Origin of the sequence: Pseudomonas rhizozeae, from assembly GCF_031583775.1 — a bacterium.
Classification (GTDB): Bacteria; Pseudomonadota; Gammaproteobacteria; order Pseudomonadales; family Pseudomonadaceae; genus Aquipseudomonas.
The window spans coordinates 123,903-145,339 of record NZ_JAVLSB010000037.1; the positions used below are offsets into that span (position 1 = coordinate 123,903).

Here is a 21,437-nt window from a genome sequence, read left to right on the forward strand (position 1 = left end):
CGATGTCCTCAACCACCAAAAAAACCATTGATGTCAAAAAAAGCCTGGTTGACGCCATTCTCGCCGGCCTGGTCGCGCTGATTGTTTTCGGCCCGATCGTCGGTGTAGTGCTCGATGGCTACAGTTTCATCCTCGAACCGACTCGCGTCGCCTGGATTGTCGGCATTGTAATGGCCGGTCGACTGGCACTGAGCCTGTTCCTGCAAACGCCCAAGGGCCTCAGTATTCTCGATGGTTTCGAGAGCACCGGTTCCGGGGTTCATGTGCTGCCTGCCGATTACAAATCACGCCTGCGCTGGATCATTCCAGTGATGATCGTGATCGCCGTGGTCTTCCCGTTTTTCTCCAACTCGTACCTGCTGGGCGTGGTGATTCTCGGCCTGATCTACGTATTGCTCGGCCTGGGGCTGAACATCGTGGTCGGTCTGGCCGGTCTGCTTGACCTGGGTTACGTGGCGTTCTACGCCATCGGCGCCTATGGCCTGGCGCTGGGTTATCAGTACCTGGGCCTGGGCTTCTGGACCGTGTTGCCGTTGGCGGCGATTGCCGCGGCGCTGGCCGGTTGCATCCTCGGCTTCCCGGTGCTGCGTCTGCACGGGGATTACCTGGCGATCGTGACCCTGGGCTTCGGCGAAATCATCCGTCTGGTGCTCAACAACTGGTTGTCGCTGACTGGCGGCCCGAATGGCATGGCGGCACCGCTGCCGACTTTCTTCGGCCTGGAGTTCGGCAAGCGCGCGAAGGATGGCGGGGTGCCGTTCCACGAGTTCTTCGGCATCGCCTACAACCCCGACGTGAAGTATTACTTCATCTATGCGGTATTGTTCCTGGTGGTCCTGGCCGTGCTGTACATCAAGCATCGCTTGGTGAAGATGCCGGTGGGCCGCGCCTGGGAAGCCTTGCGTGAAGACGAAATCGCCTGCCGCTCGATGGGCCTGAACCACGTACTGGTCAAGCTCTCGGCCTTCACCATCGGCGCTTCGACTGCAGGCCTGGCGGGGGTGTTCTTCGCCACTTATCAAGGCTTCGTCAACCCGACCTCGTTCACCTTCTTTGAATCGGCGCTGATCCTCGCCATCGTGGTGCTCGGCGGCATGGGCTCGACCATCGGCGTGGTCATCGCCGCATTCGTGCTGACCGTTGCCCCGGAATTGCTGCGTGGCTTCGCCGAGTACCGTGTACTGCTGTTCGGTGTGCTGATGGTGTTGATGATGATTTGGCGACCGCGCGGCCTGATTCGGATCAGCCGTACCGGTGTGACGCCTCGTAAGGGAGTAGCGCCATGAGCGAAGTTGTCCTCTCCGTAGAAAAGCTGATGATGCACTTCGGTGGCATCAAGGCCTTGAGCGATGTCAGCCTCAAGGTCCATCGCAACTCGATCTTCGCCCTGATCGGCCCTAACGGTGCCGGCAAGACCACAGTGTTCAACTGCCTGACCGGTTTCTATAAAGCCTCTGGCGGCAAGATTGAACTCAACGTGCGCGGCGAACACACCAACGTCATCCAGTTGCTGGGCGAGTCGTTCAGGCTGACCGATTTCGTGTCGCCCAAGAACTTCATCAGCCGGCTGTACTACAAAATGTTCGGCGGCACTCACCTGGTGAACCGCGCGGGTCTGGCGCGGACCTTCCAGAACATTCGCCTGTTCAAGGAAATGTCGGTACTGGAAAACCTGCTGGTGGCCCAACACATGTGGGTCAACCGCAGCCTGCTATCCGGCATCCTCAACACCAAGGGCTACCGCAAGGCTGAGAGCGATGCACTGGATTGCGCGTTCTACTGGCTGGAAGTGGTCGACTTGGTGGACTGCGCCAACCGTCTGGCCGGTGAACTGTCCTACGGCCAGCAGCGTCGCCTGGAAATTGCCCGGGCCATGTGCACGCGGCCGCAGATCATCTGCCTCGACGAACCGGCGGCCGGCCTCAACCCTCAGGAAACCGAAGCGCTGAGCGCGATGATCCGGCTGCTGCGCGACGAGCACGATCTGACCGTGGTGCTGATCGAACACGACATGGGCATGGTGATGAGTATTTCCGACCACATTGTGGTGCTGGACCACGGCACGGTGATTGCCGAAGGTGGCCCCGAGGCCATCCGCAACGATCCAAAAGTGATCGCCGCGTACCTCGGTGCGGATGAAGAGGAGGTGGTGCTATGAGCCAACCCATCCTCGAGATGAAAAGCCTGGACGTGTTCTACGGCCCTATCCAGGCCTTGAAAGGCGTCTCGCTGCACATCAATGAAGGCGAAACCGTCAGCCTGATCGGCTCCAACGGCGCCGGCAAGTCGACCCTGCTGATGTCGATTTTCGGCCAGCCACGGGCGGCGGGCGGGCAGATCCTTTACCAAGGCGTGGACATCACGCAGAAGTCGTCGCACTACATTGCCTCTAACGGCATTGCGCAGTCGCCGGAAGGACGGCGAGTATTCCCTGACATGACCGTCGAGGAAAACCTGCTGATGGGCACTATTCCGATCGGTGACAAGCATGCCAAGGAAGACATGCAGCGCATGTTTGAGCTGTTCCCGCGCCTCGAAGAGCGGCGCACTCAGCGGGCCATGACCATGTCCGGCGGCGAGCAGCAAATGCTCGCCATCGCCCGGGCACTGATGAGCCGGCCGAAGTTGCTGTTGCTCGACGAGCCGAGCCTGGGCCTGGCGCCGATTGTGGTGAAGCAGATTTTCGCCACCCTGCGCGAACTGGCGAAAACCGGGATGACCATTTTCCTGGTGGAGCAGAACGCCAACCACGCGTTGAAACTCTCCGACCGCGCCTACGTGATGGTCAACGGCGAGATTCGCCTCAGCGGCACTGGGCAGGAACTGCTGGTGAACGAAGAAGTGAGGAACGCCTACCTCGGCGGGCACTAAGCCGCTCAGGGCACTAAAATAAGCTCCGGTGAGTGATCGCCGGAGCTTTTTTTTGCCTGTTTTTTACCTCGTCCGGAAATTGTGGAAAACAAATCTCACGACCTCCCAAAGCGCGACATAAAGCCGCTGCAAATCGCTGTTTTTCCACAGTTTTGACTTGTCCCCGTTTGCTGTGGAACCGGCTGTGGGTAACGTGGGAGTAGCTGGCTGGAGGCCTTTTAAATCAAGGGCTGTAGAGTGTTGGTCGATTTTTGAACAGGGAGTTTTGTTGGATCGCTGGCGCCGGTTGTCAACCTTTTTGTTGCAGTGGAAGAGCATCGCAAAGATGCTTGCTCAGCCTGTGGATAAGTCTGTGACTAAACTCTGGAAAGACCCCGCTGAGGGCCGAAATGACTGGCCTGTAGCCATCGGTTCAGTAAACCCTTGTTCAGCGAATTCGCCGGCAGCTGCACAGTCGGCGCTTCAGGGTCAAGCAATAAACTTTGTAATCGGCCCGCAAAGCCTTGTACACAGCGGCTTCCAGCTTTTTCACTTGCCCCCGGATTGTGTGGATGGGGTTGTGGATAAGGTGCGCGCACATGGCTGCAGGCCACGCGGTATAAGGTATTGGCACTGTTGGTTGTTTTTTGTACAGAAGGTGCCCTATCGAGCATCTCGCGGTTGCCGCCCGCAGGCGGGCCGGGCATGCTGCAAGGCGATTTCTATCCCACTGGCTGCTGGCCAGCCCAAGCAAGGAGAACACGATGTCCAACACCCTGTTTATTACCGGCGCAACCTCTGGTTTTGGTGAGGCCTGCGCCCGTCGGTTCGCCGATGCCGGCTGGAAACTGGTGCTGACCGGTCGTCGTGAAGAACGCCTCAACGCCCTGTGCGCGGAGCTGTCGAAGCAGACCGAAGTGCATGGCCTGGTCCTGGACGTGCGTGATCGCAAAGCGATGGAAGAGGCGATCGCCAACCTGCCACCGTCGTTCGCCACGTTGCGCGGCCTGATCAACAACGCTGGCCTCGCATTGGGCGTCGACCCGGCGCCCAAGTGTGACCTCGACGACTGGGACACCATGGTCGATACCAACATCAAGGGCCTGATGTACAGCACTCGCCTGTTGTTGCCGCGCCTGATCGCCCATGGTCGCGGCGCCGGCATCATTAACCTCGGCTCGATTGCCGGTAACTACCCGTACCCGGGCAGCCATGTCTACGGCGCGAGCAAGGCGTTCGTGAAGCAGTTTTCGCTGAACCTGCGCTGCGACCTCCAGGGCACCGGTGTGCGGGTCAGCAACATTGAGCCGGGGCTGTGTGAGAGCGAATTCTCGCTGGTGCGTTTTGCCGGTGACCAGGAGCGCTACAACGCCACCTACGCCGGCGCCGAGCCGATCCAGCCGCAGGACATCGCCGAGACCATTTTCTGGGTGCTGAATACACCGCCGCACATCAACATCAACAGCCTCGAATTGATGCCAGTCAGCCAGACCTGGGCGGGTTTTGCGATTGAGCGCAACAAGGGGTAAGACCGCGTAACGGCTATTCGCAAGCAGGCTCGCCCCCACATGGACGACACTTCCATAGTGGGAGCGAGCCTGCTCGCGAAAGCGGTTTGACGATCAGCGTAAATAGTCAGCCAACCCGGCATAGCAGGTCGCCAGGTGATAAGGCGTGGTCGACGGCATGTCGAGGCGGCTGACGTCGCCGCGCTCATCCCGACACTCATACCACCCGCCGTCGTGCAGGAAGCGTTGCTGCAACGCCTGAAGCTGGCGCAGCACTGCCGCTTCGGCCTCCGGGCGCAAGGTCAGCGCGCGCAGGTATTCGGCCTGGGCCCAGATGCGCTGCGTGGCGTCCTTGTGCTGGCCTTGCGGGTCGAGCATCGCTCGCACTGCACCCGATGGCTGCTCCAGCCCCCATTGCTCCGTCAAGGCGAACGCACGATCCACCGAACCGTGCAGCGCCGAGCCGCGCAACAGCGGCGAGGATTCGAGCAGGAAGTACCACTCGAATTGATGCCCCGGTTCAAACCAGTTATCCACAGCCCCTAGCGGTTTTTCCATCAGCAAGCCGTGTTCCGCGTCGATGAAGCGGTGGTGCATGCCTGTGCATAACGCCAACAGTGCGGCTTGTACCGGCTCGTCGGCGCGAACAGCCAGAACTGCGAGAAAGCCTTCGGCCAGGTGCATCAGCGGGTTTTGCAGGGGCCCGGCGCCAAGGGCTTGCCAGTCGCACTCCAGCAGGGCTTCGTAGAGGCCATCGGCGATGGCGAAGCGGTGTTTGATCACGTCCAGCGCGTCATCGAGCACCGCTGCCACTGGCGGCTGCTGCACCTTGCCCCAGTAATGAGCGCAGGCGAACACAATGAAGGCGTGGGTGTAGAGGTCTTTGCGGGTGTCCAGCGGTTGGCCGTGCGGGTCGATGCTGTAGAACCAGCCGCCGTGCTCGGTATCGCGGAAGTGCCGTTGCAAGGAATCGAACAGCACACCGGCCCGTTCGTCAGCGCCGGGCACTTGGCCGATCAGGCTGGAAAACAGATACAACTGCCGTGCGCAGGCCATGGCGCGGTAACGTTGTGGCGGCAACGGCAGGTGATTGGCGTCCAGTGCTTCATACGGCAGCGCCAGGTCGGCGTTCCAGCCGGGGCCTTGCCAGAGCGGCACGATGATGTCCTGGAAATGCGCGCGCACGCGGGCGAACAGAGCGGTCAATTCAGGCAGGGCAGCGGAGCGGGAAACATCGGGCATTGGCGGACGTCGTCACGGCAGGGGCGATTGCGCGACATGGTAGCAGAGTGCGGGTCGGGATCATTCCCACGCAGCGCAAGGGAATGATCCGGAGTTGAGGATCAGCCCGCGAGCAGCCACACCCCAGTGGCCGCCGAAGCCGCGCCCGCCACTCGCACCAGCGGCGCCGCGGCGCGCGGCAGCACGCGCACCAGCGCATAACCGGCGGCGTGCAAGGCTGCGGTGGCGGCGACGAAACCGGCGGCGTAGGCCCACGGGCTCGACATGTCGGGCAATTCCAGGCCATGGGCGACGCCGTGGAACAGCGCGAACAACGCCGTTGCAGCGATCGCCAGGCTCAACGGCGGGCGTACCGCCAGTGCCACCGCCAGGCCCAGCGCCAGCACCGAGGCAGCAATTCCGCTTTCCAGCGCCGGCAGGTTCAAGCCTTCAAAACCCAGTACGCCGCCCAGCAGCATGGTGCCGACGAAAGTGCACGGCAGCATCCAGCGCGCCTTGCCCTGTTGCTGCGCGGCCCACAAACCGACGGCGAGCATCGCCAGCAAGTGGTCGAGGCCGCCGATCGGATGGCTGATGCCGGCAATCAGACCGTTGTCGCCATGGCCAGGGTGAGCGAAGGCCAGGGTCGGAGCCAGCAGTAGGGCTGCCGCAGCAAAGATGCGCTTGAGGGTCATGAATAAGCTTCCTTGTGGATAAAAAAGTCGGTGGTCAGGCCGCGTTCAGCAAACCTTGCTGTTCGATGAAGGCGATGATCTCGGCCAGGCCCTGGCCGGTTTTCTGATTGCTGAACACAAAGGGCTTGCCGTTGCGCATGCGCCGAGTGTCGCTGTCCATCATCTCCAGGGACGCGCCCACCAACGGCGCCAAGTCGATTTTGTTGATCACCAGCAGGTCGGATTTGCAGATCCCCGGCCCACCCTTGCGCGGCAGCTTGTCGCCAGCGGAAACATCGATCACGTAAATGGTCAGGTCGGACAATTCCGGGCTGAAAGTCGCCGACAGGTTATCGCCGCCGGATTCCACCAGAATCAGATCCAGGCCAGGGAAGCGACGATTCAACTGATCCACGGCTTCCAGATTGATCGAAGCATCTTCGCGGATCGCCGTGTGCGGGCAGCCGCCGGTTTCCACGCCGATGATCCGCTCGGGTGCCAAGGCTTCGTTGCGCACCAGGAAGTCGGCGTCTTCGCGGGTATAGATGTCGTTGGTCACCACCGCCAGGTTGTAGCGTTCGCGCAACGCCAGGCACAGGGCCAGGGTCAGCGCGGTTTTGCCGGAGCCCACCGGGCCGCCGATACCGACGCGCAAAGGTTGTGTGTTCATGTGATTCTCCAAGCTGAAAGGCCCTAGGAACGGAACAGGCGGCTGTACTGGCGCTCATGGGCCATGCACGCCAGGGACAGGCCAAACGCGGCGCTGCCCATCTGTTCGGGTTGAATGCGGGTGGCGTCGTGCTGGGCCTGTTGCAGCAGCGGCAGCAGTTCGCTGGTCAGGCGCTGGGCGGCTTGCTGGCCCAGCGGCAGGGTTTTCATCAACACCGCCAATTGGTTTTCCAGCCAGCTCCAGAGCCAGGCAGCCAGCGCGTCCTGTGGGCTGATGCCCCAGGCGCGCGCAGCTAACGCCCAGCCGAGTGCCAGATGGGGCTCCGGGCGCTGTGCGAGAAAGTCCCGCGCGGCGTCATCCAATTCCGGTAAGCCGTTGAGTAATTGCTGCAGCGAGTAGCCCATCTGCCGGCTCTCTTGATGCAGTTCGCGGGTTTCGCGGCTGGCGCGATGCACCTCGCAGTGCTGTAGCAGTTCGTTCCAGTTGTCGCTGGCGGCTGCACTGCAATGAGCCAACAGCAACGGCGCTTCGAAGCGGGCGAGGTTGAGCAGCAGTTGATCGCTGATCCAGCGTCGGGCACTGGCGGCGTCATGGACGCGGCCGTTATCCACCGCCATTTCCAGCCCTTGCGAATAGCTGTAGCCGCCAATCGGCAACTGTGGGCTGGCCAGGCGCAGCAGCGCCCAGGCGGGATTCATGTGCGTACGCCGAACTGATGCAGCTTCGGCGGATAGTTGAAATGCTCATCGCCGTGCCGCGAATGGTGATGGCCGCCGCCATAGGCGCCGTGTTCCGGCTGGAACGGCGCCTCAATGTTTTCAACCGTGGCCTGGAGTTGTTCGAGCATGGCTTTAAGCACGTAGTCGTCGAGCAGTCGCAACCAGCCGTCGCCGACTTGCAGGGCGACGTGTCGGTTGCCTAGGTGATAGGCGGCGCGGGTCAGTTCGAAAGCGTTGGCACAGGTCACGTGTAGCAGTTGTTCAGGGCGGGCGCAGACGCGCACGATGCGGCCATCTTCAGCCTGCAGGCATTCACCGTCGTACAGCGGCGACTGGCCGCGCTCCAAAAACAACCCGATGTCTTCGCCCTCGGCACTGAAACAGCGCAAACGGCTTTTACTGCGGGCCTCGAAGTTGAGGTGCAGCTCGGCATCCCAGCGGGGCTGAGGGTCGATTCGGCGATGAATCACCAACATGGGCAAGCTTCCAGCAATGAACAGTAATCAGGGCTAGAGCAAGGGGCTTGCCAATCGCGAGTGCGTGTAGGAAATCCCTGTCAGTACAGGGCGGGCAATTTGGAATGTGGCAGGAATGTGGGAGATGTTGGTGCGCAGCTTCGTTATGCGCTCCTTGATGGTGCGCTGGCCGGTGTCCGTTGTGGGAGCATTTACTCCGTGCTCCCCAGCCCTTGCCAATGCTTGAGCCCGATAAAGATAAAGCGCAGTTGCTGAGTAATCTTCGCTTGCGGCGTCAGGTGTTCTGGAAGAGCGTCCGGCGGCGGGTCGATGATGTCCGGCAGGGTGGCGAACACGCTTTTGACGATCAGGTCGGCCATCACGCTGAGCCCGGCCAGTTCCAGGTGTTGCAGTTTCGGCATCAGTGCCAGGTCGGCGGCGAGGTCGGAACTGATGTCCTCGCGCAAGCGGCCGATGGCCTGGCGCACCGGCAGTGAGCCACCGTATTGCTCGCGGGCCAGGAACAGGAACTGTGAGCGATTGGCGGCAACCACATCAAGGAAGATGCGCACCGATGCATCGATAATCCCGCCCATGACAAATTCGTTGTGCCGGACCAGGCGAATGGTTTCGCGGAAGGTCTGGCCGACTTCGCTGACCAGTACCAGGCCCAACTCGTCCATATCGGCGAAGTGCCGGTAAAAACCGGTGGGCACGATGCCCGCGGTTTTCGCCACTTCGCGCAGGCTCAGGCTGCCGAAGCCTCGGCCACATTCCATCAAGTGGCGGGCAGCGTCCATCAGGGCATTGCGGGTTTGTTGTTTCTGTTCGGCGCGGGGCAGCATCGCATGGGTGTTCTGGTCGGGGACAGCGCAGCACTCTAGCAAATCGGCTTCGCTGGCGTCGAACGGGGCATCGGGGGAAGGTGTGGCGGGGTTTTGCGCTGGCGACTCACAAATGCATCAGGCAATCAAAAGCCCGATCCAGGGATCGGGCTTTTTTTCTGGGCCATCACAGGCTCAGCTCACAGCACGGTTGCGTTCGATAACGCGATCACCACCACCTTCGGCAACAGCTTGGCCTTGTGGGGTTTGGTCGTAACCGTCTTCAACGATCAGGCCTTTTTCTTTCAGACGGTTGTTACCGTTTTCAGCAACTGCCTGGCCTTGTGGGGTCTGGTCGTAACCGTCTTCGGTGATCAGGCCTTTGTCTTTCAAGCGACCGTTACCGTTGGCGCCGTCAGCGACGATCATGCCTGGGGTGCGGTCCGAACCATCGGCGGCGACGGTGTGGCTGAAGGCCGAATGGCTGTCTTTGACTTGTGGAGTTGCTTGTTCGCTAGCAGGCAGGGCAAAAGCCGAGCTGGCTAGCAGTGAAAGGGCAAACGTGATTGCTAATTTGGTTTTCATGATTGGGTGCTCCAGAGGAGGGCGATAAAGTGGGTACGAGGGCAATGCTACTCTCGATAAGTCGATATAAAAGTTCATAAACGCAATGTTAATAATCAACAGAATTGATTGTTCTCGTGGAAGGCTCTAGAACGGGCCTTTGCGGGGAGACGCTTTGCACCGAGGTGGGTATTTTCCACCCACTGGCGCTACACAAAAGTGCGGTGGCGGTAACGCATCATCGATACGAGCGATGGGAAAACCAGGTTTTTGCGTCTAAATCGGCATTCGGATTAAACCTGCGAGCCTTTCGCCAGTCGTACCTTTCATTACGGCCGTTTACTGGCCCGCGAATTTTCCAAGGCGTCGAAGTCGGGCGCTGAGTTGTTATCAGGAGCCCTGTGCAATGACGCGCACTCGTAAAATCCCTGCCTGGACCTTCGCCGTTCTGGTTCTGCTCATTGCCATCCTGGTTCTGGTCATCGTGTTCTTCGACTGGAACCGCATCAAACCGCCGCTCAATGCCAAAGTCTCCGAAGAGTTGCACCGACCATTCGCGATCAATGGCAACTTGGCCGTGGTGTGGCGGCGCGAGCTTGAAGAGGGCGGCTGGCGTTCCTGGGTGCCGTGGCCGCACGTGGTGGCAGAAGACCTGAGCCTGGGCAATCCGGACTGGTCGAAGCAGCCGCAGATGGTCACCCTCAAACGCGTCGAGCTGCGCTTGTCGCCCCTGGCCTTGCTGGCGCAGCGGGTGGTGATCCCTCGTATCGACCTCACCGAACCGAACGCCCAGTTGCAACGTTTGGCTGATGGCCGCGCCAATTGGACGTTCCAGTTCGACCCCAAAGACCCGAATGCCGAACCGTCGAGTTGGGTGGTGGACATCGGCGCCATCGGCTTCGACAAGGGCCACGTCACCTTGGATGACCAAACCCTCAAGACCCAACTCGACATCCTGATCGATCCGCTGGGCAAGCCGATTCCATTCAGCGACATCGTCGGTGACAAAGCCGCGAAGAAAGCCCAGGAGCAAGGCGATACGCCGCAGGACTACGCCTTCGCCTTGAAAGCTACCGGGCAATATCACGGCCAGAAGCTCGCCGGTTCCGGCAAGGTCGGCGGTTTGCTCGCCCTGCAGGACGCGCGCAAGCCGTTCCCGTTGCAGGCGCAAGTGAAGATTGCCGACACCAGCGTCGAGCTGGCCGGCACCCTGACCGACCCGCTGAACCTCGGCGCTCTCGACCTGCGCCTGAAACTGGCCGGCAGCAGCCTCGGCAATCTGTATCCGTTGACAGGCGTGACGCTGCCCGATTCGCCGCCCTACGCCACCGACGGCCACTTGATTGCCAAGCTGCACGAGCCCGGCGGCGCGTCTTTTAAGTATGAGGAGTTCAACGGCAAGATCGGCGCCAGTGATATCCATGGCAACCTGGCGTTTGTCGCCAGCCAGCCACGGCCGAAACTCAGCGGCGCGTTGGTCTCCAATCAACTGCTGTTCGCCGACCTCGCGCCACTGATCGGCGCCGATTCCAACGCTAAACAGAAAGCCCGTGGCGGTGAGAGCAAGCAACCCGCCGACAAGGTGCTGCCGGTGGAAGAGTTCAAGACCGAGCGCTGGCGCGATATGGACGCTGACGTCGAATTTACAGGCAAGCGTATCGTCCACAGCGAGGAGCTGCCGTTCAACGACCTCTATACCCACGTCGTGCTGAACGACGGCCAGTTGAGCCTTGAACCGCTGCGCTTCGGCGTGGCCGGCGGCAACCTCGATGCGCAGATTCGCCTCAACGGCCACACCGAGCCACTGGAAGGCCGCGCCAAACTGACCGCGCGCGGCTTCAAGCTCAAGCAGTTGTTCCCGACCTTCGAACCGATGAAAACCAGTTTTGGTGAGCTGAACGGCGACGCCGATATCAGCGGTCGCGGTAATTCCGTCGCGTCGCTGTTGGGCACCGCCAATGGCAACCTGAAGATGCTGATCAACGACGGCGCCATCAGCCGTGAGCTGATGGAACTGGCGGGCCTCAACGTCGGTAATTACGTGGTCGGCAAAGTATTCGGCGACAAGGAAGTGAAGATCAACTGCGCCGCCGCGAACTTCGACATCAAGACCGGCCTCGCTACCAGTCAGCTGTTCGTGTTCGATACCGAGAACGCGATCATCTACATCGACGGCACGGCGAACATGGCCACCGAGCAACTCGACCTCACGGTAACGCCGGAATCCAAGGGCTGGCGCCTGATTTCCCTGCGCTCGCCGTTGTACGTGCGCGGCAAGTTCATCAAGCCGGATGCCGGGGTCAAAGCGGTACCGTTGATGCTGCGTGGCGCGGGGATGGTCGCGCTGGGCGTGATCGCGGCGCCTGCGGCCGGGTTACTGGCGCTGGTTGCGCCGAGTGGCGGCGAGCCAAACCAGTGTGCGCCGTTGCTGGAACAGATGAAGGCGGGGAAAGCACCGGTGACCGTCAAACCTACCAAATAACTCAATAGCCATACGCAAGCAGGCTCGCTGCCACATTTGATCTCGCCGATCAGTGTGGGAGCGAGCCTGCTCGCGAAGCGGTTGCTCGATTTACAAGCTATTCAGAATATCGGCCATGTCATCGGCATGTTCTTCTTCCTGGGCCAGGATGTCTTCGAAGATGCGCCGGGTAGTCGGGTCTTGTTCGCCGATGTATTGGATGATTTCGCGATAGCTGTCGATGGCGATCCGCTCCGCGACCAAGTCTTCGTAGACCATTTCCTTCAGCGTATTGCCGGCCACGTACTGGGCGTGGGAGTTTTTCGACAACAGGTCGGGGTTGAATTCCGGTTCGCCGCCCAGTTGCACAATGCGCTCGGCCAGTTTGTCTGCGTGCTGCGCTTCCTGCTTGGCGTGTTCCAGGAACTCTTCAGCCGCGACATGCGCCTTGACCCCGGAGGCCATGAAGTAGTGGCGCTTGTAACGCAGCACGCAGACCAGTTCGGTGGCCAGCGATTCGTTGAGCAGGCGCAACACCTCTTCGCGGTTGGCGCTATAGCTTTCCGTCACGGCGCCATTCTCGACGTGCTGGCGCGCACGGTCGCGAAGGGTCTGCTTGTCGGTCATATGCATCTCGGTCATTTCATTCTCCTGAGGCTAATCCGGTTTGCGCCGCGTTCTGCTGACGCGATCGCTACTTAAGGTGTGAGTGAGCGCCGTTGGAAAAAGTTTTATCCAATTGCCCACCGCCGGGCGGAGGCCTGATCGCGGCTAGACTGCTCGTCGGCTTGTCATGTTTGCCGAGGATGCTTGGCGGCGCTCTTGCACGCCTTTGTCAGCCCCCGATCACAAGGACGTTCACCCATGTCACACCCTTGCGCGACGCGTTATCCCCTGGTGCTGGTCCCGGGCATGCTCGGGTTTATCCGGTTGGTACTGTTCCCATACTGGTACGGCATCGTCGACGCCCTCCGCCGGGGCGGTGCAGTGGTGGTGGCGGTGCAGGTTTCGCCGCTCAACTCCAGCGAGGTGCGTGGCGAGCAATTGCTGCTGAGGATCGAAGAAATTCTGCGCGAGACCGGCGCCGAGAAGGTCAATCTGATTGGCCACAGCCAAGGCTCGTTGACCGCGCGGTACGCGGCGGCCAGACGCCCGGATCTGGTCGCCTCGGTCACCTCGGTCGCGGGCCCCAACCACGGCTCGGAACTGGCGGACTACTTGGCCAGGCACTATCCGCACGACAGCGCCAAGGGCCGGGTGCTTGCTGCGTTGTTGTGGTTGGTCGGCGCTTTGATGAGTCTGCTGGAAACCGGCTATCGGGGGCCGAAACTGCCGGTGGATATTCCGGCCGGCCATCAATCTCTGACGAGCGAAGGCGTGGCACTGTTCAATCAGCGTTATCCACAGGGCCTGCCAGACACTTGGGGCGGGCAGGGCGCTGAGGAAGTCGACGGCGTGCGCTATTACTCGTGGTCCGGCACCTTGCAGCCGGGCAAAACCGATCGCGGGCGCAACCTGTTCGATGGCACCCACCGTAGCTGCCGACTGTTCGCCAGAACCTTCGTCCGCGAGGTCGGGCATTGCGACGGCATGGTCGGGCGCTACAGCTCACACTTGGGGACGGTGATTGGCGATGAGTTTCCGTTGGACCATTTCGACATCGTCAACCAATCGATCGGGCTGGTGGGCAAAGGCGCTGAACCGATCAGGCTGTTCGTCGAGCATGCCGCCCGGTTGAAGGCGGCAGGGATTTAACGCTCGCTAGTCTGTAACCGAGTGCGGCCAAGCACTGTCGTCCAGCGCTCGGACAGAATCACCCCGCCCAACGTTAACATCCCGCCGACACCGTGATACCAGGCCAATTGCTCGCGCAACACCATCGCTGCGATCAGTGCGGTCAGCAGCGGCAACAGGTTGAAAAACATCACGGTACGGCTCGGACCCAGGTGCATCACGGCTTTCATCCAGGCCAATGGCGCGAGCATCGAGGCCAGCAGGCAGGCGTACAGCACCAGCGGGATGTTGTGCCAGGTCGGGCCGATTTTTGCCGAGAACCAGAACAGCGGAAATTGCACCACCATCGCCACCAGCACCTGCAAATACAGCAACACCAGCGGCGGCAGGCGCAGCTGCCACTTTTTCAGCAGCGTGTTGTACACCGCGTACGCCAGGGTCGCGACCAGCATCATGCCGTCGCCCAGGTTGACCCCGTGTTGCAGCAGCAACGTCAGGCTGCCGGATGACACCACCAACAGCACGCCGATAAAGGACAGCACCGCACCGGCCAGGGCCCCGGCAGTCAGGCGCTGGCCCAGGCTGGCAATGGCCATGACCAATGACATCAATGGCATCAGCGACAGGATGATGCCCATGTTGGTGGCGGTGGTCAGCGTCGCGGCGAAGTACGCCAGGCTTTGGTAGACCGCCATGCCGAGCACGCCGAGGGTGATGATCTTGCCCAGGTTGGCGCGGATGGTCGGCCACAGGGCAATCACCGGTTTGAGCATGAACGGCGTGAATAGCAATCCCGCCAGCAGCCAGCGATAGAAGCCGATCTCGGCCGGGTAGATCTCGCCGACGGCCAGTTTGTTAACGACGGTATTGCCGGCCCAGATAAAGATCGCCAACAGCGGATACGCGTACTGCATGGGAATAACCGAAAAGAGTGATGAGCGGTGATTATCCTCTGTCTGGATGAATGCCTATACTTCAAAGCAGACAACCTGCCCTTGAATCCAGACACCATGACACGCCAACCCATCGATCTTTTAGCTTTCAGCGAATTACCCGCGCCGGTGTATTTTCGCTATGCCGATTTCGACGCCCACCGCTTCGCCGCGTCCCACACCCATCCGTGGGGCACGCTGGAGTATTCGTCCCACGGCGTGCTGCACATGGAGATTGGCGGCCAGCGCTATCTTTCGCCGCCGCAATATGCGCTGTGGGTGCCGCCGAACCTCGAACACAGTTTTTACAGCGATCAGCCCGTCAATTATCGCGCGGTGTGTCTGGCGCCGCAGGTCTGCCAGGCGCTGCCGCAACAGGCGTGCACCCTGGCCATCAGCGACATCCTCAAAGCGATCCTCAAGGACTTCGCCGCCCGCGACGTGAAAATCCCCGAGCGCGCCGCCGACATCCGCTTGGCGCAAGTGTTGGTGGACCAACTGCAACAGGCGCCGATGCAGGCGTGCTATTTACCCTATGCCAGCAGCCCCGGGTTGCTTGGCCTGCTGGAAACCCTGCAGGCCAACCCCGGCGATAACCGGCCACTGGCGCACTGGGCGGCACAACTGCATGTGAGCGAGCGAACCCTGGCCCGGCAATTTGTCCGCGAGTTGGGCATGAGCTTTGGCGAGTGGCGTCAACGCCAGCGTTTCCTGGCGTCGATCGAGGCCCTGGACAGTGCACGCAGCGTTCAGGAAATCGCCTTCGACATGGGCTACAGCACCGGTTCGGCGTTTATCGCGATGTTTCAACGCCAGGCCGGTTGCACCCCGGAGCAGTATCGCCGCAGCCACCTCGGTCCACGGTGAAATGTAACGGCGGTTGTCTACACTCCAGTCGAGGCCGCACTCCTCGCTGCGGCAACAAGGAGAAAACTCCATGACGATGTTGCGTGTTCCTTTACTGCTGCTCGGCCTGCTCCTGTGTTCCCAGGGGTTTGCCGCGACTGCCCAGCAAAACAAAATGACCACCTGCAATGCCGATGCGACGGCCAAGTCCTTGAAGGGCGATGAGCGCAAAGCCTTCATGAGCAACTGCCTGAAAGCCGCACCGGCGGCCAACGACACCCCGAGCACGCCGCAGGAACGCATGAAAACCTGCAATGCGACCGCGACCACGCAGGCATTGAAGGGCGATGCACGTAAGGCTTTTATGAGTGATTGCCTGAAGAAAAAGTAGCGGCGCTGAGGATGCGGTGGCTGTTCGGACCTCTTCGCGAGCAGGCTCGCTCCCACCTTTGTCCTGTGCGAGCCTGCTCGCGAAAGGGCCGGCCACTGCGCTGATGCATTCCCGGCCTGACCCGACCAAGGTCGCCCCACACAATCCCTAGTGCTGGCCCGCGAACGCTGGCAGACTGCCCATCCTTTTACGCCGTTCGTTTTGAGGCTGTATGCCAACGTTTTCTCAGCGCCAAGTCTTGCTGTTTGTCAGTTGGGTCATCATTTTCGGCGGCTTGCTGCTGGTGTTGCCGCTACGCCTGTTGCCGAGCCTGCTCGCCGGTTTGCTGGTGTTCGAGCTGGTCAACATGCTCACCCCGCAACTGCAGCGCTTGATCGAGGGGCGCCGCGCGCGCTGGCTGGCGGTGGCGTTGCTGGGCACGGTGATCGTCAGTGTGCTGGCGTTGCTCTTTGCCGGCGCCATTAGCTTCCTGCTGCACGAAGCGGAAAACCCCGGCGCCTCGCTGGATAAATTCATGGGCGTGGTCGATCGCGCGCGAGGCCAGTTGCCGCCGTTCATCGACGCTTACCTGCCAGCCAGCGCAGCCGAGTTTCAGGTGGCCATCGGCGCATGGGTCAGCAAGCACCTGAGCGATCTGCAACTGGTGGGCAAGGACGCCGCGCACATGTTCGTGACCTTGCTGATCGGCATGGTGCTCGGCGCGATCATCGCCCTGCAGCGCGTGCCCGACCTGACCAAGCGCAAACCGCTGGCGGCGGCGCTGTTCGATCGTCTGCACTTGCTGGTCCAGGCCTTTCGCAATATCGTCTTCGCGCAGATCAAGATTTCCCTGCTCAACACCTTCTTCACCGGGATCTTCCTGGCGGTGGTGCTGCCGATGTTCGGCATCAAACTGCCGCTGACCAAGACTCTGATCGTGCTGACCTTCCTGCTGGGCCTGCTGCCAGTGATCGGCAACCTGATATCCAACACGTTGATCACCATCGTCGGTTTGTCGCTGTCGATCTGGGTTGCAGTTGCCGCGTTGGGTTACCTGATCTTTATCCACAAGCTTGAGTACTTCCTCAACGCGCGGATCGTCGGCGGCCAGATCAGTGCCAAGTCGTGGGAATTGCTCTTGGCAATGCTGGTGTTCGAGGCCGCGTTCGGCCTGCCGGGAGTGGTGGCGGGGCCGATTTATTATGCGTACCTGAAAAGCGAGTTGAAGCAGGTGGGAATGGTTTGATCAGGTCAATGGGTATTGCCTGATCTGACGCTTTCGCGAGCAGGCTTGCTCCCACCTTTGAAATGCGTTCCCTGTGGGAGCGAGACTGCTCGCGAAGGGTGCCATGCGGTTTAGGATCAATCCATCGTGCCGTAACGCTTCATCGCCTCAATCGCCAAACCACTGCCGATGCTGCCAAAGATGTTCCCTTCCACATGTCGCGCATTCGGCAACATCGCTGAAATGCCGCTGCGCAGCGCTGGAATACCGCTCGAACCGCCGGTGAAGAACACTGTGTCGACCTGATCGACGCGCACGTTGGCGTCGGTCAACAGTTGCGTGACGCTGTTGCGCACGCGCTCCAGCAGGTTGTCGATGGCCGATTCGAACAGCGCCCGGCTCAGTTCCACGCTCAGGCCCGGTTCGATGCGATCCAGCGGTACGTGCCGGCTTTCGGCATGGGTCAACTGGATCTTGGTTTCTTCCACTTCCATCGCCAGCCAGTGGCCGGCGCGCTGCTCGATCAACTTGAACAGGCGATCAATGCCACCGGTGTCTTCGATGTCGTAGCGCATGCTGCCCAGGGCCAGGGTCGATTTTTGCGAATACACCGAGTTGATGGTGTGCCAGGTCGCCAGGTTCATGTGGTGACTGGTCGGCATGTAGGCACCGCTTTTCATGCGGCTGCCGTAACCGAACAGCGGCATCAGGCCTTGCAGGCTCAGTTGCTTATCGAAATCGGTACCGCCGATGTGCACACCGCCCGTGGCCAGGATGTCGGCGTGGCGGTTGTCGTGCATGCGCCGCTCCGGCGACAGGCGCACCAGCGAGAAGTCGGACGTACCACCGCCGATGTCCACAATCAGCACAAGTTCTTCGTTCTCGATAGTCGACTCGTAGTCGAACGCGGCGGCAATCGGTTCGTACTGGAAGGACACGTCTTTGAAGCCGATGGCACGCGCCACGTCGACCAAGGTGTTCTCGGCTTCCTGATCGGCCATTTCATCGTCATCGACGAAAAACACCGGGCGGCCGAGCACCACTTCCTCGAATTCACGACCGGCGGTCGCCTCGGCGCGCTTCTTCAACTGACCGATGAACAGCCCCAGCAAGTCCTTGAACGGCATCGCTGTGCCAAGGACGCTGGTGTCGTGCTTGATCAGTTTGGAACCGAGCAGGCTCTTGAGCGAGCGCATCAGCCGCCCTTCGTAACCTTCCAGGTACTCGTGCAGCGCCAGGCGGCCGTACACCGGGCGGCGCTCTTCCATGTTGAAAAAGACCACCGAGGGCAGGGTGATCTTGTCGTCCTCCAGCGCGATCAGCGTTTCCATGCCGGGGCGCAGCCAACCGACGGTGGAGTTGGACGTGCCGAAGTCGATGCCACAGGCACGGGCTGGGGATGCGTTTTTCATGTCTTTCGAGTTCCGGTTAAAAAACGGCCGCGCAGTGTATGCCAGCGCGACGAAGATTCGAAGGCCGACTATCCGCTAAATCGTCGGGATAAGCGCCTTGAAAGATCGCGCGACGCCCCAAACTTGCTGGCATGAGCCTGGCAGCCCACCGACGGTCACAAGAACCGTCGTCCGCTGCCGATAAACTTCTGACGCGCCGCCCGGTCACAAAATTGAGATCGGTCAATCCAAACGCTGCAAACAAGAGCATGCTGTGCTGGCTGCGCGATTTGATAACGGATGGTGACTCCCTCGATGGACTTCAAAGACTATTACAAGATTCTCGGTGTCGAGCCGACCGCTGATGACAAAGCGATCAAGGCCGCCTATCGCAAGCTGGCACGCAAATATCACCCCGACGTCAGCAAGGAAAAGGACGCTGAGGCCAAATTCAAGGATGCGTCCGAGGCCTATGAAGCGCTGAAAAGCGCCGACAAACGCGCCGAATACGACGACTTGCGCAAATACGGCCAGCACGGCCAGCCGTTCCAGGGCCCGCCGGGTTGGCAAGGGCGTGGCGCCGGCGGCTTTGGCGGTGGCCAGGACACCGGCGACTTCTCGGACTTCTTCAGCTCGATCTTCGGCAACCGCGGCCCCGGTTTTGGTGGCGGACAATCTCGCAGCGCCGGGCGCCGAGGGCAAGACGTGGAAATGGAACTCGCGATTTTTCTGGAAGAAACCCTCTCGAACGAATCGAAGAAGGTCACCTTCCAGGTGCCGCAGTACAACGCGGCCGGCCAGCATGTCAGTAACACCAGCAAAAGCCTGAACGTGAAGATCCCCGCTGGTGTGGCCGACGGCGAGCGCATTCGCCTCAAGGGCCAGGGCGCGCCGGGTCTGGGTGGCGGGGCGAATGGCGACCTGTTCCTGACCATCCGCTTCGCGCCGCACCCGAAATTCGACGTCGAAGGCGAGAACCTGATCATCACCTTGCCGCTGGCGCCGTGGGAGTTGGCCCTGGGTACGGAAGTGGCAGTGCCGACCCTGACCGGCAAAATCAACCTCAAGGTGCCGGCCGGCAGCCAGAACGGCCAGCGCATGCGCGCCAAGGGCCACGGCTTGCAGAACAAGGCCGGCGAGCGCGGTTACCTGTTTGTGCAGTTGAAAGCCGTAATGCCGAAGAACACCGACGACAGCGTCAAGGCGTTGTGGCAGGAGCTGGCCAAGAAGGCCGCGTTCGATCCGAGGGAACACTTCTGATCCACCCGCGCGCTGATCCATAGAGCTACGGAGACACTGACCATGAGCAGTCCCCTGATCGTTCAACTGGACATGGCCGCCTTCTGCGAGGCGACCGACCTGACTGACCTGTATGTGATCGAGATCGTCGAGCACGGCATCCTCGAGCCCGAAGGCGCGCGGCCGAAAGACTGGCTGTTCAACGACTATGAATTGGCGGTGGCCAAGCGTGCAGCCAAGCTGCGTCGTGATCTGGAGCTGGAATGGGAAGGCGTCGCCCTGGCGCTCGACCTGCTGGAAGAAGTGCAGCAACTGCGCGCCGAGAACCGCATGCTCAAACAACGCTTGGGGCGGTTGGTGGCTGAATAGCTGCCGGCTTCGCGAGTAGGCTCGCTGCCACGGTCGGAGCAAGTCGACGGTGAGTCAACTGTTCCTGGGCAGCACCACGGTAAACGTTGTCCCTTGCTCTGCCGTCGATTTCACCTCCACCGTCCCGCCGTGGGCCTGCGCCACCTCCTTGACGATGAACAGCCCCAGGCCAAGGCTGGTGGACGGATTGTTCAGCGATTCGCTGGAGCTGCGCACCAGCGGGTCGAAAATGGTCGCGATGGCGTCCACCGGAATCGGCTCGCCGGGATTGTGCACGGTGAGTACAACTTCAGTCGCCATACCGCTGAGTTGCACAGTGACGATGCGCCGGTTGCCGTGCTGCAACGCGTTGCCGATCAGGTTCTGCAGCAATTGATCGATTCGTCCGCGATCCCAATGGCCGGTGGCATCGCCGTGCACCGATAGCGTTGGCCGGCAGTCCGGTTGCCCGGCGCTGGCTTCGGCCAGGGCTACGCGCGCGGCAATCGCCAGGTCCATGGGTGCCGGGTCGATCGGCAGGCGTTTGCCGAGCCGGCTGCGCACCAGCTCCAGCAAGTCGCCGACCATGGCGCCCATGTGCCGCGCGCCTTGCTTGATGTGCGCGACGTAGGTCAGCCCGTCGGCGTCCAGATTGCCTTTGCGCAGCAACATTTCCGTGGACATGCTCACCGCTTGCAGCGGCGCGCGCAGGTCATGGCCGAGGATCGCCAGAAACAGGTCGCGCGAGTGATTGACCTGCTCGGCGTAGGCCGCGGTGGATTCCGCCAGCGCTTCATCGATAGCTTCATTGAAGCGGATCATGTCTTGGAAGTAGTTGAGGTCCGGGGTTTTCAGGCTGCCCACCCAAAGATGAATCACGCAGGCGCGCAAGTGGCGGAACTCAGATGTCATCTGCACCAGGTCAAACCCGATGTGATGCCGCAGTTCGCCATGGCTGGACGCGGCGCGGTTCAGGCTGGGCGTTTGTTCCGGACCTTCACCCTTGGCTTTGGCGACTTGTTCCCGGGCGGTCTGCGCGGTGTTCATGTTGCGCGCGGCGGCCAGCAGGATAGCGCGAGCATGGTCGCGCAAGGTGTCGCGATCGAGGTCTTCGTCCGCGGTCAGCACCCGGGCGAACTGTTCCCATTCGCTGACGATACGCTCGACTTCGGCCACCATGAATTCGCTTAAACGCATAAACCACAACCCCGGACAGTATGAGCGGAAAAGCCAAGCGCATCTTAACGTCTTCCCGGCAGGGGTACACCGCTGGCGCGATAACAGGAAAAGCCTGCTACGGGTGGTACATATGTATTTTCGGGATTGCAATTATTGAAGCTTCGGCGCGATTTTCCAGCGAATCCCCCGGGTTTTTAGGCTTTTTTTCATGAAAGGCGACGGCTAGC

General features: G+C 60.9%; 22 protein-coding genes. 11 read left to right on the top strand and 11 right to left on the bottom strand.

Going from position 1 to position 21,437, the window contains the following annotated elements; genetic code table 11:
* Window positions 1–2 precede the first annotated feature (2 nt).
* The 4 genes from livM to RG836_RS12135 all read left to right on the top strand — a co-directional run bounded on the left by livM (window position 3) and on the right by RG836_RS12135 (window position 4,379).
* Window positions 3–1,286: a high-affinity branched-chain amino acid ABC transporter permease LivM gene (gene livM, locus RG836_RS12120; protein ID WP_310845687.1), complete on the top strand. Its 1,284-nt coding sequence runs from the start codon at window positions 3–5 to the stop codon at window positions 1,284–1,286.
* Window positions 1,283–2,158 carry an ATP-binding cassette domain-containing protein gene (locus tag RG836_RS12125; protein ID WP_310845688.1) on the top strand — a complete coding sequence of 292 codons (876 nt, stop codon included), beginning with the start codon at window positions 1,283–1,285 and terminating at the stop codon, window positions 2,156–2,158. The genes livM and RG836_RS12125 overlap by 4 nt, the downstream gene beginning before the upstream one ends.
* The gene (locus tag RG836_RS12130; RefSeq protein ID WP_310845689.1) at window positions 2,155–2,871 is read left to right on the top strand and encodes an ABC transporter ATP-binding protein; all 717 of its coding nucleotides are present in this window, start codon (window positions 2,155–2,157) and stop codon (window positions 2,869–2,871) included. The genes RG836_RS12125 and RG836_RS12130 overlap by 4 nt, the downstream gene beginning before the upstream one ends.
* 743 nt (window positions 2,872–3,614) lie before the next feature.
* On the top strand, window positions 3,615–4,379 hold the full coding sequence (locus RG836_RS12135) for an SDR family oxidoreductase (RefSeq protein WP_310845690.1): 765 nt from the start codon (window positions 3,615–3,617) through the stop codon (window positions 4,377–4,379).
* Between the two features lie 93 nt (window positions 4,380–4,472).
* Here RG836_RS12135 and RG836_RS12140 read toward each other — a convergent pair whose 3' ends face one another.
* The 7 genes from RG836_RS12140 to RG836_RS12170 form a co-directional block, all read right to left on the bottom strand.
* Window positions 4,473–5,600: an AGE family epimerase/isomerase gene (locus RG836_RS12140; protein WP_310845691.1), complete on the bottom strand. Its 1,128-nt coding sequence runs from the start codon at window positions 5,598–5,600 to the stop codon at window positions 4,473–4,475.
* A gap of 101 nt (window positions 5,601–5,701) precedes the next feature.
* Window positions 5,702–6,274 (bottom strand): HupE/UreJ family protein, encoded by a 573-nt coding sequence (locus RG836_RS12145; protein WP_310845693.1) that lies wholly within the window; start codon window positions 6,272–6,274, stop codon window positions 5,702–5,704.
* A 34-nt stretch (window positions 6,275–6,308) separates the two neighbouring features.
* Entirely contained in the window at window positions 6,309–6,923 is a 615-nt protein-coding gene (gene ureG / locus RG836_RS12150) for an urease accessory protein UreG (protein WP_310845695.1), read from the bottom strand.
* A gap of 23 nt (window positions 6,924–6,946) precedes the next feature.
* Window positions 6,947–7,621 (bottom strand): urease accessory protein UreF, encoded by a 675-nt coding sequence (locus tag RG836_RS12155; protein WP_310845696.1) that lies wholly within the window; start codon window positions 7,619–7,621, stop codon window positions 6,947–6,949.
* Window positions 7,618–8,118, bottom strand: coding sequence for an urease accessory protein UreE (ureE, locus tag RG836_RS12160; protein WP_310845698.1), 501 nt, complete (start codon window positions 8,116–8,118; stop codon window positions 7,618–7,620). The genes RG836_RS12155 and ureE overlap by 4 nt, the downstream gene beginning before the upstream one ends.
* A gap of 191 nt (window positions 8,119–8,309) precedes the next feature.
* A complete protein-coding gene (locus tag RG836_RS12165; RefSeq protein ID WP_310845700.1) occupies window positions 8,310–8,942 on the bottom strand; it encodes a TetR family transcriptional regulator in 633 nt (210 codons plus the stop codon).
* A 174-nt stretch (window positions 8,943–9,116) separates the two neighbouring features.
* Entirely contained in the window at window positions 9,117–9,506 is a 390-nt protein-coding gene (locus RG836_RS12170) for a hypothetical protein (RefSeq protein ID WP_310845702.1), read from the bottom strand.
* Window positions 9,507–9,891: 385 nt separating this feature from the next.
* Between RG836_RS12170 and RG836_RS12175 the strand changes: the two genes are divergently transcribed.
* Window positions 9,892–11,967, top strand: coding sequence for an AsmA family protein (locus RG836_RS12175; RefSeq protein ID WP_310845703.1), 2,076 nt, complete (start codon window positions 9,892–9,894; stop codon window positions 11,965–11,967).
* A gap of 90 nt (window positions 11,968–12,057) precedes the next feature.
* Here the strand turns inward: RG836_RS12175 and RG836_RS12180 are convergent, their stop codons facing one another.
* Complete coding sequence (locus tag RG836_RS12180) at window positions 12,058–12,588, bottom strand: ferritin-like domain-containing protein (protein ID WP_310845704.1); 531 nt, start codon at window positions 12,586–12,588, stop codon at window positions 12,058–12,060.
* Window positions 12,589–12,810: 222 nt separating this feature from the next.
* Here RG836_RS12180 and RG836_RS12185 point away from each other — a divergent pair, with 222 nt between their 5' ends.
* Entirely contained in the window at window positions 12,811–13,701 is an 891-nt protein-coding gene (locus RG836_RS12185; protein ID WP_310845705.1) for an esterase/lipase family protein, read from the top strand.
* On the opposite strand, the gene RG836_RS12190 is transcribed toward RG836_RS12185, so the two are convergent.
* Window positions 13,698–14,594: a DMT family transporter gene (locus tag RG836_RS12190; protein ID WP_310845706.1), complete on the bottom strand. Its 897-nt coding sequence runs from the start codon at window positions 14,592–14,594 to the stop codon at window positions 13,698–13,700. The two genes, RG836_RS12185 and RG836_RS12190, sit on opposite strands and share 4 nt — an antisense overlap.
* Before the next feature lie 96 nt (window positions 14,595–14,690).
* Between RG836_RS12190 and RG836_RS12195 the strand changes: the two genes are divergently transcribed.
* The 3 genes from RG836_RS12195 (at window position 14,691) to RG836_RS12205 (ending at window position 17,074) form a co-directional block, all read left to right on the top strand.
* Complete coding sequence (locus tag RG836_RS12195) at window positions 14,691–15,479, top strand: AraC family transcriptional regulator (RefSeq protein WP_310845707.1); 789 nt, start codon at window positions 14,691–14,693, stop codon at window positions 15,477–15,479.
* Window positions 15,480–15,549: 70 nt separating this feature from the next.
* Window positions 15,550–15,849: a PsiF family protein gene (locus tag RG836_RS12200; protein ID WP_310845708.1), complete on the top strand. Its 300-nt coding sequence runs from the start codon at window positions 15,550–15,552 to the stop codon at window positions 15,847–15,849.
* Window positions 15,850–16,060: 211 nt separating this feature from the next.
* Window positions 16,061–17,074 carry an AI-2E family transporter gene (locus tag RG836_RS12205; protein ID WP_310845709.1) on the top strand — a complete coding sequence of 338 codons (1,014 nt, stop codon included), beginning with the start codon at window positions 16,061–16,063 and terminating at the stop codon, window positions 17,072–17,074.
* A 116-nt stretch (window positions 17,075–17,190) separates the two neighbouring features.
* Here RG836_RS12205 and RG836_RS12210 read toward each other — a convergent pair whose 3' ends face one another.
* Window positions 17,191–18,465: an Hsp70 family protein gene (locus tag RG836_RS12210; RefSeq protein ID WP_310845710.1), complete on the bottom strand. Its 1,275-nt coding sequence runs from the start codon at window positions 18,463–18,465 to the stop codon at window positions 17,191–17,193.
* Between the two features lie 294 nt (window positions 18,466–18,759).
* On the opposite strand from RG836_RS12210, the gene RG836_RS12215 reads away from it, so the two are divergent.
* Window positions 18,760–19,704, top strand: a complete 945-nt coding sequence (locus RG836_RS12215) for a DnaJ C-terminal domain-containing protein (RefSeq protein ID WP_310845711.1) — start codon at window positions 18,760–18,762, stop codon at window positions 19,702–19,704.
* A gap of 42 nt (window positions 19,705–19,746) precedes the next feature.
* Window positions 19,747–20,052 carry a chaperone modulator CbpM gene (locus RG836_RS12220; protein ID WP_310845712.1) on the top strand — a complete coding sequence of 102 codons (306 nt, stop codon included), beginning with the start codon at window positions 19,747–19,749 and terminating at the stop codon, window positions 20,050–20,052.
* 54 nt (window positions 20,053–20,106) lie between these two features.
* On the opposite strand, the gene RG836_RS12225 is transcribed toward RG836_RS12220, so the two are convergent.
* Window positions 20,107–21,228: a sensor histidine kinase gene (locus RG836_RS12225; RefSeq protein WP_310845713.1), complete on the bottom strand. Its 1,122-nt coding sequence runs from the start codon at window positions 21,226–21,228 to the stop codon at window positions 20,107–20,109.
* Window positions 21,229–21,437: the final 209 nt, after the last annotated feature.

Bases quoted from the DNA above. Each gene is read 5' to 3' on its own strand.
- livM (WP_310845687.1), top strand. From the start codon at position 3: ATGTCCTCAACCACCAAAAAAACCATTGATGTCAAAAAAAGCCTGGTT.
- RG836_RS12125 (WP_310845688.1), top strand. From the start codon at position 1,283: ATGAGCGAAGTTGTCCTCTCCGTAGAAAAGCTGATGATGCACTTCGGT.
- RG836_RS12130 (WP_310845689.1), top strand. From the start codon at position 2,155: ATGAGCCAACCCATCCTCGAGATGAAAAGCCTGGACGTGTTCTACGGC.
- RG836_RS12135 (WP_310845690.1), top strand. From the start codon at position 3,615: ATGTCCAACACCCTGTTTATTACCGGCGCAACCTCTGGTTTTGGTGAG.
- RG836_RS12140 (WP_310845691.1), bottom strand. From the start codon at position 5,600: ATGCCCGATGTTTCCCGCTCCGCTGCCCTGCCTGAATTGACCGCTCTG.
- RG836_RS12145 (WP_310845693.1), bottom strand. From the start codon at position 6,274: ATGACCCTCAAGCGCATCTTTGCTGCGGCAGCCCTACTGCTGGCTCCG.
- ureG (WP_310845695.1), bottom strand. From the start codon at position 6,923: ATGAACACACAACCTTTGCGCGTCGGTATCGGCGGCCCGGTGGGCTCC.
- RG836_RS12155 (WP_310845696.1), bottom strand. From the start codon at position 7,621: ATGAATCCCGCCTGGGCGCTGCTGCGCCTGGCCAGCCCACAGTTGCCG.
- ureE (WP_310845698.1), bottom strand. From the start codon at position 8,118: ATGTTGGTGATTCATCGCCGAATCGACCCTCAGCCCCGCTGGGATGCC.
- RG836_RS12165 (WP_310845700.1), bottom strand. From the start codon at position 8,942: ATGCTGCCCCGCGCCGAACAGAAACAACAAACCCGCAATGCCCTGATG.
- RG836_RS12170 (WP_310845702.1), bottom strand. From the start codon at position 9,506: ATGAAAACCAAATTAGCAATCACGTTTGCCCTTTCACTGCTAGCCAGC.
- RG836_RS12175 (WP_310845703.1), top strand. From the start codon at position 9,892: ATGACGCGCACTCGTAAAATCCCTGCCTGGACCTTCGCCGTTCTGGTT.
- RG836_RS12180 (WP_310845704.1), bottom strand. From the start codon at position 12,588: ATGACCGAGATGCATATGACCGACAAGCAGACCCTTCGCGACCGTGCG.
- RG836_RS12185 (WP_310845705.1), top strand. From the start codon at position 12,811: ATGTCACACCCTTGCGCGACGCGTTATCCCCTGGTGCTGGTCCCGGGC.
- RG836_RS12190 (WP_310845706.1), bottom strand. From the start codon at position 14,594: ATGCAGTACGCGTATCCGCTGTTGGCGATCTTTATCTGGGCCGGCAAT.
- RG836_RS12195 (WP_310845707.1), top strand. From the start codon at position 14,691: ATGACACGCCAACCCATCGATCTTTTAGCTTTCAGCGAATTACCCGCG.
- RG836_RS12200 (WP_310845708.1), top strand. From the start codon at position 15,550: ATGACGATGTTGCGTGTTCCTTTACTGCTGCTCGGCCTGCTCCTGTGT.
- RG836_RS12205 (WP_310845709.1), top strand. From the start codon at position 16,061: ATGCCAACGTTTTCTCAGCGCCAAGTCTTGCTGTTTGTCAGTTGGGTC.
- RG836_RS12210 (WP_310845710.1), bottom strand. From the start codon at position 18,465: ATGAAAAACGCATCCCCAGCCCGTGCCTGTGGCATCGACTTCGGCACG.
- RG836_RS12215 (WP_310845711.1), top strand. From the start codon at position 18,760: ATGGACTTCAAAGACTATTACAAGATTCTCGGTGTCGAGCCGACCGCT.
- RG836_RS12220 (WP_310845712.1), top strand. From the start codon at position 19,747: ATGAGCAGTCCCCTGATCGTTCAACTGGACATGGCCGCCTTCTGCGAG.
- RG836_RS12225 (WP_310845713.1), bottom strand. From the start codon at position 21,228: ATGCGTTTAAGCGAATTCATGGTGGCCGAAGTCGAGCGTATCGTCAGC.